Here is a 13,760-nt window from a genome sequence, read left to right as displayed (position 1 = left end):
TGGGTTGAAGAATGAAACCCAACAACTGATATATTAACTTTTAACTAAAAACTCTCCGTTAAACAATGAAACCCAACAACTAATAATTAACTAAAAACTCTTCATCGGTCGCCAATCTCCAGAGAAAATAAACGAAGCCCAATAATAGGGATGTTCATAAAAAGGCGCTTGTAACAACTCTAATTGTACCTGACGCATGGCTTGCGATCGCGCTTCTCCATTTTTTAGGCGTTGATAATACATTGACATTAACTCGCTGGTTCCGTGGTCATCGACTTTCCACAAACTCATTAATTGACTTTCCGCCCCCGACTTCACAAACGCCCGACGCAACCCGTAAACACCTTCACCCGTTCTTACCGAACCCACACCTGTATCACAAGCCGATAACACCACTAATTCCGTTCCATAAAGCTTTAGTCGAGTCACTTCCGAAGCGGTTAATACCCCATCTTTATCGCCGCTTTCACGACGGTTGAACCCCGCCAACGCCAACCCCGAACGCAACAAAGGATTTTCTAAATTACTGGGAGTGGGTTTGCAGTCGAGTTGAAAATCTGGGTTGAGAATCACCTTAAAGCCACCATCTGGAGTCCCTCGGCTTCCCGTCATCGGAGTACATTCAATATCTTCGAGGAAGAACCCGTGAGTCGCAATATGCAGAATACTGGGGGCTTGTAGCTGTTCGAGGAGGTTTTCTGTTGCTTCTGAACCTGTGAACACTTGTAAATTGGGGACGATGGGTTGAATGGCGTCGGCTTCGAGTTGGGTGCCTTTGAGGGGGCCGAATGCGAGGTTGTTGAAGTCGCTTGAACGTTGGTTGCTGCCTCTTTTCGATGCTGTTCTGGTCGTGTTGGGTTGTGTACACCCGTCTTTTCTGCCCCCTAAATCCCCTGCCCCCAAACCCCCAACATTGGGGGCTTTGATAGATGAGGGACTTTGAACTGTATTTCCCGCTAATTGTGAGGGACTTTGAACTCCGGTTCCCCCCAAACTACCCCCAATGTTGGGGGTCACGGGGGCTAGGGGGCGAGGGGGGCTAAACGTACAATCTTCGAGACGAGGGGAAGTTGAAGCCAGTTGAACGCCTGTAGAATTACCGGGTTCCTCGTAGTTGGGGTTAGCTAACATAACCGGGTCTTGACGACTGGGGGCGTCGAGTTGTAGTCTCAATAAATCCCGTCCGGTGGTCAGATAGGTGAACAGATAATTTTTAACTAAATATTCGTTATTTTCATCCATTAACGCGGCAAACGGAATTAGATTCAGTTGACCATCGGGAGAGATTAAAATATGAGTTTTATCGCCCAACTTTTCTCGAATCGGTTGCATAATGATTTCATCTAATTCCCGGGCAGAACGTTCAATACCCGCTTGTTGTTCGCCCAAATCTTGACGAAATTCATTCACTTTTTTGTCTATGGGTTCAGCTTCTCCTAAATCTACCCAGTTGATACTGTTGCTAGAAATAATGTAGGCTGCATAACGAGGTTTACCCCATTGTTGAGCTTTTGCATCAAAAGGTTCGTACTGAATAATCTCAACTAAAGCAGTATCTTCTGGAATTAATTGTTGTAATGTTTCAATAGTCACTGGTTCAGTTTCCACTCGGAATTCAGCACTGCGTTCAGCTAATTGTGCTTCTAACTGTTCCGCTTCCGCTCTTAAATCTTCGGTTAGCTGACGATATTGTTCTGGCGGTAAATCTTCTGGGGGATTATACAGTAAACTTGCCCGTTGCTGTTGAATTATGTCTAATTTATCGAGGAGTTGTTGATTTTCTGGGGTGATATTTGCTCGAATCAGTTGTAATTCATTGGTGACAGTATCGAGAATTCTAGCTTTACGACGTAATATAGTTGTTAAAGCTAAACGAGCTGCTTCTGAGTTATTCGGTGCATCTTGAAGATGAAGAGAAACTGCAAAATCAGTTGTACCCAAAACTGTGTTCATCGAGTCTTGTTTTTGACGTTCCGAACCTGTTTCTAAGAGAATATTCAGGTTTTGTTCTTCCACTTCTAGTCCTCGACTCAGAAAGTTAATTGTCTGAGTTATATCGCCTTGAGAACGGTAGAGAAATGCCAAATTGTTGAGGCTTCGGGCTACATTGGGATGTTCATCACCCAGCAGTTTCTGATACATCTCCAGCGCTTGTTTGTAGAGGGGTTCGGCTTCCTGATAGCGTAGTTGTTGATAGTAAAGGGTTGCTAATTTCTCTATGATAACAGCAACAGTGGGATGGTCTGCGCCCAAATCTTTTTCAGCAAAAGCTAGAACACGTTGATAGATTAACTCAGCTTCTTGGTAGCGTCCCTGCTCAGAATAACTGTCTGCTAAATACAAAAGGCTAATCGCTTCATGGGGATTTCTTACTTTAAAATCTTCTCCTTGAATCGCTCTCAAACGTTGTTTAATCTCTTCGGCTTCCTCAAAACGCCCTTGAGAATAGTAAAGTGCTACTAAGTTATTAAGACTAGGAACAATATGGGGTGATTCTGTTCCATAGTCTTTTTCATCGATAGTCAATGCTCTTTTCAAAAGGGATTCAGCCTCTTCATAGCGTCCTTGAAACTCGTATAATTTTGCCAAGCGGATCAGCTTGGGAACAATAAAGGTATAGTCTTTTTTTTCATAGATAGCTAATGCAAGCTGTACAAGAGTTACAGCTTCATCAAGACGTCCCTGCTCACCGTAGAGCGCTGCTAAGTCTTCAAGAATCCCGGCAAAAATGAAATCCCTTTTTCCTACCAGTACCTCATCTAGTATAGCTAGAGAACATTTGAGAAGTATTTCAGCCTTGCCGTAACTTCCTTGATTTTTGTGCTGTTCTGCTAAGTGGCTGAGGCGAATAGCAAACATATGATTAATATGTATTTCTCTCATTTGCTCTAAAAGAGATGGAGAACATTTGAAAAGAGGTTCAACACCATCCTCACGTGCTTGGTAGTAGTGCAACTCATCCAGAAAATCAATTAATGGATGAAGTATTAGAGGTTTATGATATTGCGAACCCTGAGCGGTCTTGACAATCTCTATAGAACGCTCGACTAAAAGAATAGCATCACTGTATTTACCTTCATTGGCAAGCTGAATTGCTTCGTCAAAAAGTCCCATTGCTTCTTCCAACTCATCCGACTGTTGAGCTAACAAAACTTGATGATTTGAAGACTCCTCAGCGATAACCGTTACAGGCGCAGCAACCAACAAACTCACCACTCCACAGCAAGCCGCAAGCCGTTTCAGCGAAAGTTGAGAGGGGATGAACATTGACCGTTTCCTCAAATCCGTTTCCTACCCATAACCTATTTTGAGGGATATTGAGCATATGCAACACGTTGGGGTCGGGTTCAACGGTCGGGGGTTGAATAGTTGTTGTGCGATCGCCGTTGGCTGATGAGATGATACAATACTAGCATTCTATCCCCCAGAAATCAAAAGTTAAAAGGGTTAGCAGTGGCTATTGAGTAATGATACTACCAATTTCTCAAGTAATTGATAAAGATCCCGATATTCTCGGTGGAACCCCTGTTTTTGTGGGGACTCGCGTTCCGATTAAAACTTTGTTGGATTACCTAAAAGCCGGAGATTCACTCAACGAATTTCTCGACCATTTTCCCAGCGTTAATCCGACCCAAGCGATCGCACTTCTCGAACTCGCCCAAGAAATGTTAACCACCCATGAAAATTCTGTTGGATGAATGTGTTCCGCGACCCTTGAAACGCGAACTTTCTGACTATGAAATCCAAACGGTTACTGAAATGGGTTGGTCAGGTACAAAGAATGGTGAGTTACTTCAATTAATGGCTGAGAATGGTTTTACAATCTTACTCACAACCGATCAAAATTTACCGAGACGAGTGGAGAGCAAGGTCGTTTAAGGGCGGGGATGGATAGCGAGAAGGGGATTGCAAAACTCCCCCGCGTTCTGATAGACTTGTCCTTATCGCAAGCGACGACGATAATCATGTTAATCTACGAGATGAAACTGAAAGGAACACAGAGCCAGTATCGAAGGCTAGATGAAGCCATTCGGACAGGCCGATTTGTTCGTAACAGCGTCTTCAGAGCATGGTTAGATGGTCAAGTCAAAAGCCGCAACGATGCCTATAAGCACTGCAAGGTACTGTCTGACAATCGGGAGTTTCCTTGGGTGTCCAAATTAAACTCAATGGCACGACAAGCACACGCAGAGAGAGCATGGGCATCAATTGAACGATTCTATCGGAATTGTCGGCAAAAAATACCAGGTAAGAAGGGGTTTCCAAGGTTTAAAAAATACCAAGTTCGGGCTTCTGTTGAGTACAAGACATCAGGTTGGAAACTATCTGATGATAGGCGCTATTTAGCCTTCACTGACAAGTTTCAAGCGGGTACATTTAAACTTTGGGGAAGTCGAAACCTGCACTTCTATCAAATCCAACAAATTAAACGGGTTAGAGTGATTAGAAGGCATGACGGGTATTATGCACAATTTCTGATAGACCACGAACGGGAGGAAAAAAAAGAACTCACAGAAAAACAAACAGGGTTAGATGTCGGTTTAAATTATTTCTACACTGATTGTTCTGGGAATCAGATAGACAATCCTCGGTTTTTGAGAAAGGATGAACGCAAGCTTAAAAAGCTACAACGGCGATTATCGAGAACTCAAAAAGGAAGTCAAAATCGTAAAAAAGCAAGGAATCTATTAGGTAGAGCGCATCTCAAGGTTTCACGCAGGCGTAATGATTGGGTTTGTAAATTAGCTCAACACGTCATACAGTCTAACGACTTGGTAGCGGTTGAAAACCTACGGATTCGCAACATGGTTAAAAACCATCATCTAGCCAAATCAATTAGCGATGCCGCTTGGTACAAATTCAGAGAATGGCTTGAGTATTTTGGGAGAATTTATGGCGTTCCAGTTATTGCTGTTGAACCCGCATATACTTCTCAAAAATGCTCAAATTGTGGTGAGAAAGTTGTAAAAACTCTCAGCACGAGAACTCATAAATGTTCCCGCTGCGGATACATGAGTGACCGGGACGAAAATGCAGCAAAAAACATTCTCAAATCCGCACTTAAACAGTTGGCAAATACCGTCGGGCAGACGGAAATTAACGCCTCCGGAGAGCCTGATCTCTGCTTGAATGGGGAAACCCAATTAAGTAAGTCAACTTGTAGAAAGAGGAAACCCAAATCGTGAGGTTTGGAATCTCCGCCGTAAACGATGGAGAGGATGTCAAAGTATCAACAAAACTTACAATTATCCAGCGTTGCAGTAATTGTAATGGTCGCCTCTAGCAATCGTCTTCCGAATTTAATTCCATTGATACCAGACGTTCGTAATATTTTAGCTCAGATTTCTCCCGGTCAAGTGATTGAGGTCGGTCAATAGCAGTCAATCATTCAACCCACTGCATATGTCCGACACCCCAAAAAATATGAGTCAGTGACCGAACATTCAAGGAGATCTAAAATAATGAAGCGGTTACTCTCTAGCCTGACCCTAACCGGATACTTTCTGACTGCTGCAATTGTACCCAATATCCTCAATTCCCAAACCGTTACCGCCCAAGCCAACACCGAATTATACTACACCTTTTACGGTCAACCTATTCCCCTCAATTTACGACCCGATGCGATCGCCGTTTCCTTCCGCGAAACCCCACCCTCCACCTCACGCAGTCGCAGTTACACCCCCAATATTCCCCTCTATTTGCAACTTCAGCAAGACCTAGAAAATTCCGGTAGCGGTTCTCGCAGTCGGGGAAGCAGTACACCCACCGTCAAAATAGACGTACAACCCCTCGGAGAACGTTACGCCATTGTCACCGTTCCCCCCAACAGCCCCGACACTCTCAGCCAACAAATTCGTCAACAGTCCTACGTTGAGAATACCTTACCCGTACTTTCTCTCACTCAAAACTCACAAGAAAAGTCTCAAACTGTTATTCTTCCCAACGAAATTTTAGTCAGTTTTGACCCCGATTTTTCCACCCGAAACATTCAATCTTTACTCAACCGCTACAACCTAGAAATTATCCGACCCCTACAATTTGCACCGAACAATTATCTCATCCGTTCTCAAACTCAACAGGGAACCGAAATTCTCAACGTTGCCAACCAACTCGCCCGTATTTCCGGAGTCCAGTCCGCCACACCAAACTTTGTTCAATCCCTCAGTTATACTGTTGAAGATATTGCTTCTAACTTGACCCCTTCAACGAATAGAAATCGTTTGGAAGAGGCGATCGCTTCCCTTCCCAAAATAGAAGCCGAATACCAAAGTCAACTGTTACCCCTCGCTTGGCACCTCAACAGCACCGCCCAACGGGGTCGCTATCGCACCCGCACCGATATTCGGGCGACGGAAGCCTGGAAGCACAGCAACGGCGGAGAAGGCGTTGTGGTGGCGGTATTGGATAGTTTAATTCAGTGGGATCATCCCGACTTAGTTGAGAACTTATACACCGTTTCTAACCTTTCTAACCCCCTCCCCGGAGAAACCCACGGTTGGGATTTTACCGGCAAAACAGCGGCCTGTTCTGAACGCTCAAAACGCTGTGTTCCGGGCGACCCCGATACCCGCATTAGCCAAGCCGAACTCGAATTGATACGACCTCACTTTCAAAGTACCTTTCAACTCACCGATGAGGAATTATTGGAAAAATACGGACGTTTAGCCAACTCTTTGAAGCGGCATAATTCTAGCTTATCAGAATCGGAAATTGCCGAGCAAGTCCGCGATCGCATTCGCCGTCAAATTGCGTCAGAATTTCACGGTACTTGGTCTGCGGGAGTCATTCTCGCCCAACCGGAAGCCGGACAGGGAGCGGTGGGCGTCGCCCCAAAAGCGAAATTGTTACCCGTGCGGGTGTTTGGGTTGGGTGGGGAAATTAACCCCGCTCGTTTAATTGAGGCGATCGGTTATGCAGCAGAACGGGATGTGGATGTGATTAACTTAAGTTTGGGGAGTGTATTACCCCATCAAGCTTTAGCCGATCAGGTTTTTCGGATTATTGACGCCCATCCTCAGTTGGTTATTGTCGCGTCTGCGGGGAATGAGAAACTCGATGGAGTGTCTTTCCCGGCGGCTATTCCGGGGGTGATTTCGGTGGGAGCGACGAATTTGGAGGGAAAACGGTCTTTCTACAGCAGTTATGGCGGACGGTTGGATGTGATGGCACCGGGCGGAGAAACTGAACTTAATCCCGATGGCGGTATTTTAACCACAGGGGGAACGTGGGTGCAAGGATTTTGGCAGGATATCCCAGAAGCGGAGAAGTCCTGGGCGGTGGCGCTCGATCCGTTGGGACGGTATGTGCAGGTGCAGGGAACCTCTTTTTCGGCGCCAACGGTGGCGGGAGTAGTGGCGTTAATGCGAGGGGTAAATCCTCGTTTGAGTAGAGATTCTTTAATTTCAATCCTCGGAGAGACAGCTAGTTATAACTCACTAAGTTTATCTCAATCGGAAATGAATCGTTATCGTCTGCAAAAGAGTGTGGGATTAACCTTAAAACAAGACCGTTTATCGGGGATTTTTCCCCTACCCGAACCTGTTTCTGCCGAACAATATTTCTTTGGGAAGGGGTTAGTTAATGCTGAAGCTGCGGTGAGGAAGGCAAAGTAAGAATTCAGTCGAATAAACTTCGGGGGTTGAGAAGATTTGATTGGAGTACCAAACTTCCAGTCTCAACCCGAATACCTTTCAGAAATTGCAGTGCGATTGGCTTGCTGTGGTCGCCATGCTTCGCAATCGCTTTGACTAACCATTAAATACCAGAACTGCATCGAGCGTAACGGAACTTCCGTGTAAATCCATCGGGGAACTTTAGTATAAAGCATTGAGCAATTGTAGGGTTTGAGAGTTTTAATAAATCATACAAACTGCACGGTTTTTATCTTAATAGAACGGGTAGCACCACATCTTAAAATCAATTTCGTTACCAAACTTATATAGAACTCATTTGGGATGTAAACTTAACATCTTTGCTGGACAGAGCTTTCAACCCTCTGACTGTTTACAAATCATTTAAAAATACTGTATCGACAACCCCAGACATTGACTTATTGAGCAATATTGATATAGAATAGGTTAAGTTCCAAAAAAAACAATTCTGGGTCACAACACTTCCCAAACCCGACCCAATAAACCAATGAATTGAAAATGATAACCAATGACACTCTTTATAGACAACAACATTATGCAACGTGACGGTATTGTTTAACATCAATATTTATTTGAATCACAAGTCAATCTACTTGGCAAGTAAAAAAACTGGTTCTTCTAGAGTGGTTATGACAATTTAAGAATAAAAAAAATCCTATAAACCAATTCAATTTAAAATTGAATTGGCTTAAACTCTTTACTCAAGGTTGACTGACGAGTAAATTTGTGGTATTAAATAGATCGGTCTGAAGCTGTAAAAATGAGTTGTTAATAAAATGCCATTCAACTCTCTACTTTATTTTATTACTAAAATTATTAACTTTGAAGGCTTTAAAGTCACCAAATATCATTTTATTACCGATAATGAATTATTAATTGAGTTAGAAAATCAAGAAACTCTTGCAACTTGTCCTCGTTTGAGGGACACTGAGGTTGAGAGTTAGTTGAAACTCTAATTCTAACCAAATATTAAAAAATCTGTATTAGAAAGATCTGAGTGTTTCTCCGGTTCAAGACTAGCAAAATGTCCTCCATCTGCACCTAAACCCGGAACGCTCCCGTTCTGATTATAAAATAGAGAGCCACTAACGGAGTTGTAAACAATATATGCACTTTGGGTTTCGATTTCCGAGTTGTTATCAACAACAGCAAAATGGTTTTTACTTAATTTATCGAAGCCACTTTCTACATCAAAGTTAGTATTGATAAATGCAAACGAAGATCTTCTTAAGCCGATTTTGTCTTCCCCCGTGACATCACCAATAATATTATCTGTCCCTTCAAAATTGACAGAAAAAGAAGAATCACCACGCCCAAACAGATAAACATCAGCACCAGGCCCACCTTCAACATAGTGATCGTCCCCAGAGCCGCCATGAAGAGTATCATTGCCATTACCGCCGCGAAGGATATCATCACCTGACCCTCCGTAAAGGTTGTCATCGTCATCCCCTCCGAATAAAAAATCGTCTCCTAGATCTCCGCCGTAAAGATTGTCATTGCCATCCCCACCCCGAAGTAAATCGTCTCCAATACCCCCGTCTAAGTGGTCTCTTCCATCCTCACCATAAAGATAGTCTGTTCCCGATCTTCCATAAATCCAATCGTTTCCTTCTCCTCCATATAAGGTATCATTACCATCGAGAAAGCCGGGTGGATTTTCAAGTAAACCTATACCATCAAATCCGTACAGCTTATCGTCGCCTTTATGTCCATAAACAATATCCTCACCCGCCCCGGCAACAATTACATCAAAAATATCTAAGCCATGCAGCGTATTATCAAATTCATCACCGTAAATGTAATTGTATCCATCATCCTCAATGAGAGAAGCGAAATCTTCAATAACCAGTTGATCTGTTTCGATGAGAGAAGCGAAATCTTGAACAATCGGTTGATCTTCTTCGGCAATGACAAAATTGGAAATTTTATCGGCAACAATTTGGCTCTCAGTTACCGTTAAAGATGTTGATAATAGTGTAAACATGAAGACTTATCCTAATTAATTAATCGCTGAGATGAGTGCTTAAGTTAACATTAACATATATCCAACTGACATACAAGTCTTGCAAATTCTTCTAATACAAATATTTCTTGTTATAATTTTCAATATTCCAATGCTCGATTTTACAGTTGGAACAGTAGTTGGGAATATTGAAAGAGCAGGGGGAATCCTTAAGTTTTGATGCTCGAAGCTTCTGGTCAAGTTGTTTAAGATTTGCTGAAGATTTACAACGGATGCCAACCTGTCGCCAAACCTTAAGAATAAATAAACTAATTTAAGTTTTTTTCGTCGGGGTGAATTTTTAGGGCCGGTGACTCAATTGACATACTCCCCAAATGTAGTTGAACCCTTTCAACACAAAACACCCGCTTTCACGCTCATTTTTGAAGGGCTGTGTTTTCGCTGTTGGGGTTTTACGTTGGGGTAGAGAGCATTTTTCTATAAAAATTTAGGAGTTGGAATCGGGGTTGGAGCTTTACATTTTATCCAGTTTTGTGAAGGAGTCTTGTAAAGATTTGATAAAGCTTTCGGAAAATCAGATCGATGAGGAGATGTGCAGTTATTTTAAAGACGGCGTGTTGAAACTCTATTGACTTTATAAGGAGTAAAAATGAGCTTCCGTCCGAACACTACAGGAATTATTTCTGCAATTGTTATGTTAGCCAGTTTCGGGCTAAATATCCCCAAAGCAACGGCAGAAACTTTTGACTTTAGCATCACTTACGACACCGAATTCAACTTTGTCCCCCTCGAAATTGCCTTTCCCGATGTCGTGCCGCCGGAATCGGTTAACATAGCGCCGCTGCTCGACGAGTTACCGCCTGATTTTCAAGCCGCCTTACCGGAGGATTTCCCCTCGCTAATCGAAAACCCCTCTTTCATATTCATATCCGGCGGCGGTGTGAGTCAAGAATCCAATCCCCCGTTTGGATTAACTACTTTGGTTTCTAGCGGCTTCAGTCTGGGGATAACATTGGAGTCCGCCCCCGATCCCGTAACCGGAGAACCGATACCCATCAGCCAACTGATTATTACTCGGGCCAATCCAAATGACTTGAATTTGGATTTACCAACTCCGGAGTTTTCGGATATTTATTCTGGTGACGAAACCGATAATGTATTGTTGGGTTTATCAGATACTTTTGCCATTTTTAATATTTTTAGCCCCACCGAAGGCATCGCCGACAATCGGGGTACTGTTACTATTGTTGGCGGCGAGGGTGTATTTGAGGGTGCAGGCGGTGAAGCCAGTTTTATCGAAACTAGCACGTTCAATCCCAGTAATCTCAGCGGTATTCTGGTGGGTGAAGTTCCCATAGAATTCTCCGTCGAGATTCCCCAAGCCGTCCCCGAACCCGCAACAAATGCAACCCTGATCGGTTTGGGGATTATTGGTGCTGGTATGCTGCGGCGACGTTTTTCTAACTAGGTTTTACCCTGATCAAGAAATCAAATGATGGTCCCATTGCCGGGGCTTTTTTATTGGCTGAATCTCCACAGTATCTCTTATTCGCGCAGAACAAAAATCTTTTTATCAGTCGAGGTAATTCTCCATTATCCATTATCAATTATCCATTATCAATTCTCCATTATCAATTCTCCATTATCAATTCTCCATTATCCATTATCCATTATCAATTCTCCATTATCCATTATCCATTATCAATTATCCATTATCAATTATCCATTATCCATTCTCCATTATCCATTATTAATTATCGATTATCCATTATCCATTATCCATTATCCATTATCAATTATTGAATCACCTAGAAACCCAACAATAAATCCGAAGCGAGCGAAGAAACATAGAGTCCGATTCCAAACCCGAAAACTGTCAAGCACGTTATCGTTACGCCTGGAGCGGACAATGAACCCATATGGCGGATTTTTTAGTACCGGGTGGAGTTTGAGGGAAATAGTCTACCAAACTTTGGTATTTAACTACGCCAACGCTTCTCGATGTTTTTCAAACAACAATCTATCAACGGTTGCGATAGACTTGAAAGCAATCTGAAACTCATCAAAAGTTGCCAGTTCTATAACTTCCGATTCTATTGTAGTTTCGTCCATCCAATAGTGGATATAATAGCCAAATTTACATATCCCACACTGAATGCAGTTCTCATAGTTGATCGAATGCCAATCTTTCAGGTAAAAAAAATCAAAATCTACGTGGTCATAGCCCTGCCCGTCAATAAAGGCAAAAAGCTGTTTGAATTGGGTATCAGTTGCTAGAATCTGTATTTTTGCTACCATGATTTTCAAAAAATAATTGGATGTAAAAATTTTCTCAAGTTCAATCCGACCAACACTTATATAGCAAAGAAAGGGATAGTTAGGGCATAATAAAGGAGTTAGTATGGTGGTAGAAATCAACAAGAGATGGCTGAACGATGGCCAGAAGAAATTAGTCGAATTACCATTGGGAAAGCTTTAAAGCGCATCGGTTTTACGAGAAAAAAACCTATGGGTATAGAGAAAGAAATGAAGAACAGAGAGGGTCGTTTCTCAAGTATATCAGTCAGTATGCTCCGCAGAGGCTGGTTTACGTCGATGAAGCTGGAGTCGATGATACAGAAGATTATCCCTGTCGATGGAGTTCATAGAGTTTATCCTTTAGTTGGATTGTCTAAGTAAAGCCATTCCTGAACTGATTCTAATAATACTTCTGATGAAACTGACGTTCATTTTTTTGGCGATTGCTTTATCGGTCAAGCCCTCTTGAAATTTGAGCTTGAGAACTTCGAGCCATTTGCGGTCAAATTCGGGGCGCGATCGCAGTTCTGGGGACAGATAAATTGAGCCTCGCAGTTTTTTTTGCTTTCGTTGAGTTAAATAGTTTCACTCAAATAAGATTGAGATGTCTCTCTATATCCTTTTATTTTTGTTGTATATTTAACGCCACGATAGCTAAAAATGGCCGGTTTTAGTGCATCTGTCCTCAATAAATTTTTGGGCTTGTACTGATAAGTAACGCTACGATAAGTGTAGACCGTTTCAGAGCTAGGTTCCTGAGTTGGAAGTTCTGATTTTTGATAGGGAATACCCCGATATGTTAGTTGCATGACATCAACTCAATAATGAATGTGCAAAATAATTAAGTTGTCAAAAGAGTTATTTTACAATCCAGAATTAACAGCTAAACCAATTAATATATTGGATTTAGATTGAATCAAATCTGGTTTTTTCTTTCGACACTTCTACTCTAGAATAAAATTATTTTTACAGCATCCGATCATTGTCATTTTAAGCAATGACAAATGTCATAAACAAAAGTCTATTATAAATTGAGCAGACTCGGAGAGTGATAGAAAAGGGATAGCTAATCCCTGACAAATTGATATGAATTTAGTTTGTGCTGCTATGGCTCCTTCCTGTCTCGATAGTGCGAGCCGTTAAGTGGAAATACTTAAGCTTGATTTTACTCCAAAGAAGAAATGCAGGTATTTGCAACAATTGCAGCTTGAGTGCGATCGCGTAGATTTAAGCGTCTTAAAATGTTAGAAATATGGTTGCGTACCGTTCCTTCAGACAGAAACAAAGTCGAGGCAATCTCTTTATTGCTAGCCCCTTGAGCAACTAATCTCAATACTTCTTTTTCTTTAGAAGTCAACTGGTCAAACCCAGGAGGGAGTTCTTGAGGTACTTGTTGGATCTGGCTCGCAGATTGTTCGGCGATAATCTTCTCCAAAATACCCGGGCCAAATTGGGTGTAACCCTTCGCGATCGAGCGGATCACATTCATCAACTCTTCTAAAGGAGTATCTTTAAGAAGATAACCTTTTGCACCATACTTGAGCGCTTGAGTGACTAACTGAGTGTCTTCAAAAGTTGTCAATACAACAATTTTTGTTTCTGGAAATCGGGATGTGATGGCTTCGGTCGCCCCTACTCCATCTAGAATTGGCATTTTGAGATCCATCAAAATCACATCGGGTAGTTGTTTTTTGGACTCTAACATCAGCATTTGATCAATAGCCTGTTGACCGTTCTCGGCTTCTCCGACAATCTCGACATCAGATTGGGTATCGAGTAATAGCTTTAAACCCCGTCGAACGATTTCTTGATCTTCTACAAGCAGTAAACGAATCATTAGAATA

General features: G+C 42.3%; 14 protein-coding genes. 8 read left to right on the top strand and 6 right to left on the bottom strand.

Going from position 1 to position 13,760, the window contains the following annotated elements; all coding sequences use genetic code 11:
* Positions 1 to 90 precede the first annotated feature (90 nt).
* Positions 91 to 3,267: a CHAT domain-containing protein gene (locus ACL6C3_RS14085; RefSeq protein ID WP_413167822.1), complete on the bottom strand. Its 3,177-nt coding sequence runs from the start codon at positions 3,265 to 3,267 to the stop codon at positions 91 to 93.
* A gap of 200 nt (positions 3,268 to 3,467) precedes the next feature.
* Between ACL6C3_RS14085 and ACL6C3_RS14080 the strand changes: the two genes are divergently transcribed.
* From ACL6C3_RS14080 to ACL6C3_RS14060, 5 genes are all read left to right on the top strand, one after another.
* Complete coding sequence (locus ACL6C3_RS14080; RefSeq protein ID WP_413167821.1) at positions 3,468 to 3,698, top strand: DUF433 domain-containing protein; 231 nt, start codon at positions 3,468 to 3,470, stop codon at positions 3,696 to 3,698.
* A complete protein-coding gene (locus tag ACL6C3_RS14075) occupies positions 3,679 to 3,879 on the top strand; it encodes a DUF5615 family PIN-like protein (protein ID WP_413167820.1) in 201 nt (66 codons plus the stop codon). Before ACL6C3_RS14080 ends, ACL6C3_RS14075 begins: the two co-directional genes overlap by 20 nt.
* A gap of 86 nt (positions 3,880 to 3,965) precedes the next feature.
* Complete coding sequence (locus ACL6C3_RS14070; protein WP_413168322.1) at positions 3,966 to 5,186, top strand: RNA-guided endonuclease InsQ/TnpB family protein; 1,221 nt, start codon at positions 3,966 to 3,968, stop codon at positions 5,184 to 5,186.
* A gap of 33 nt (positions 5,187 to 5,219) precedes the next feature.
* On the top strand, positions 5,220 to 5,378 hold the full coding sequence (locus tag ACL6C3_RS14065) for a hypothetical protein (protein ID WP_413167819.1): 159 nt from the start codon (positions 5,220 to 5,222) through the stop codon (positions 5,376 to 5,378).
* A gap of 84 nt (positions 5,379 to 5,462) precedes the next feature.
* A complete protein-coding gene (locus tag ACL6C3_RS14060) occupies positions 5,463 to 7,613 on the top strand; it encodes a S8 family peptidase (RefSeq protein WP_413167818.1) in 2,151 nt (716 codons plus the stop codon).
* Between the two features lie 62 nt (positions 7,614 to 7,675).
* Here the strand turns inward: ACL6C3_RS14060 and ACL6C3_RS14055 are convergent, their stop codons facing one another.
* Positions 7,676 to 7,828, bottom strand: a complete 153-nt coding sequence (locus ACL6C3_RS14055) for a hypothetical protein (RefSeq protein WP_413167817.1) — start codon at positions 7,826 to 7,828, stop codon at positions 7,676 to 7,678.
* Positions 7,829 to 8,428: 600 nt separating this feature from the next.
* Between ACL6C3_RS14055 and ACL6C3_RS14050 the strand changes: the two genes are divergently transcribed.
* Positions 8,429 to 8,596 (top strand): hypothetical protein, encoded by a 168-nt coding sequence (locus tag ACL6C3_RS14050; protein ID WP_413167816.1) that lies wholly within the window; start codon positions 8,429 to 8,431, stop codon positions 8,594 to 8,596.
* Between the two features lie 14 nt (positions 8,597 to 8,610).
* On the opposite strand, the gene ACL6C3_RS14045 is transcribed toward ACL6C3_RS14050, so the two are convergent.
* The gene (locus tag ACL6C3_RS14045; RefSeq protein WP_413167815.1) at positions 8,611 to 9,639 is read right to left on the bottom strand and encodes a calcium-binding protein; all 1,029 of its coding nucleotides are present in this window, start codon (positions 9,637 to 9,639) and stop codon (positions 8,611 to 8,613) included.
* A gap of 628 nt (positions 9,640 to 10,267) precedes the next feature.
* On the opposite strand from ACL6C3_RS14045, the gene ACL6C3_RS14040 reads away from it, so the two are divergent.
* Positions 10,268 to 11,086 (top strand): hypothetical protein, encoded by an 819-nt coding sequence (locus ACL6C3_RS14040; RefSeq protein WP_413167814.1) that lies wholly within the window; start codon positions 10,268 to 10,270, stop codon positions 11,084 to 11,086.
* A gap of 515 nt (positions 11,087 to 11,601) precedes the next feature.
* On the opposite strand, the gene ACL6C3_RS14035 is transcribed toward ACL6C3_RS14040, so the two are convergent.
* Complete coding sequence (locus tag ACL6C3_RS14035; RefSeq protein ID WP_413167813.1) at positions 11,602 to 11,916, bottom strand: hypothetical protein; 315 nt, start codon at positions 11,914 to 11,916, stop codon at positions 11,602 to 11,604.
* A gap of 126 nt (positions 11,917 to 12,042) precedes the next feature.
* Here ACL6C3_RS14035 and ACL6C3_RS14030 point away from each other — a divergent pair, with 126 nt between their 5' ends.
* Positions 12,043 to 12,297: a hypothetical protein gene (locus tag ACL6C3_RS14030; RefSeq protein ID WP_413167812.1), complete on the top strand. Its 255-nt coding sequence runs from the start codon at positions 12,043 to 12,045 to the stop codon at positions 12,295 to 12,297.
* 194 nt (positions 12,298 to 12,491) lie between these two features.
* Here the strand turns inward: ACL6C3_RS14030 and ACL6C3_RS14025 are convergent, their stop codons facing one another.
* Both ACL6C3_RS14025 and ACL6C3_RS14020 read right to left on the bottom strand, forming a co-directional pair.
* Entirely contained in the window at positions 12,492 to 12,725 is a 234-nt protein-coding gene (locus ACL6C3_RS14025) for a DUF4278 domain-containing protein (protein ID WP_413167811.1), read from the bottom strand.
* Between the two features lie 356 nt (positions 12,726 to 13,081).
* The gene (locus ACL6C3_RS14020) at positions 13,082 to 13,753 is read right to left on the bottom strand and encodes a response regulator (RefSeq protein ID WP_413167810.1); all 672 of its coding nucleotides are present in this window, start codon (positions 13,751 to 13,753) and stop codon (positions 13,082 to 13,084) included.
* Positions 13,754 to 13,760 lie beyond the last annotated feature (7 nt).

It is taken from the genome of Capilliphycus salinus ALCB114379, from assembly GCF_047276495.1.
Taxonomy (GTDB): Bacteria; Cyanobacteriota; Cyanobacteriia; order Cyanobacteriales; family Microcoleaceae; genus Capilliphycus; species Capilliphycus salinus.
The sequence above is the reverse complement of the archived record's forward strand: the minus strand, read 5'-3'. Positions and strand labels throughout refer to the sequence as shown.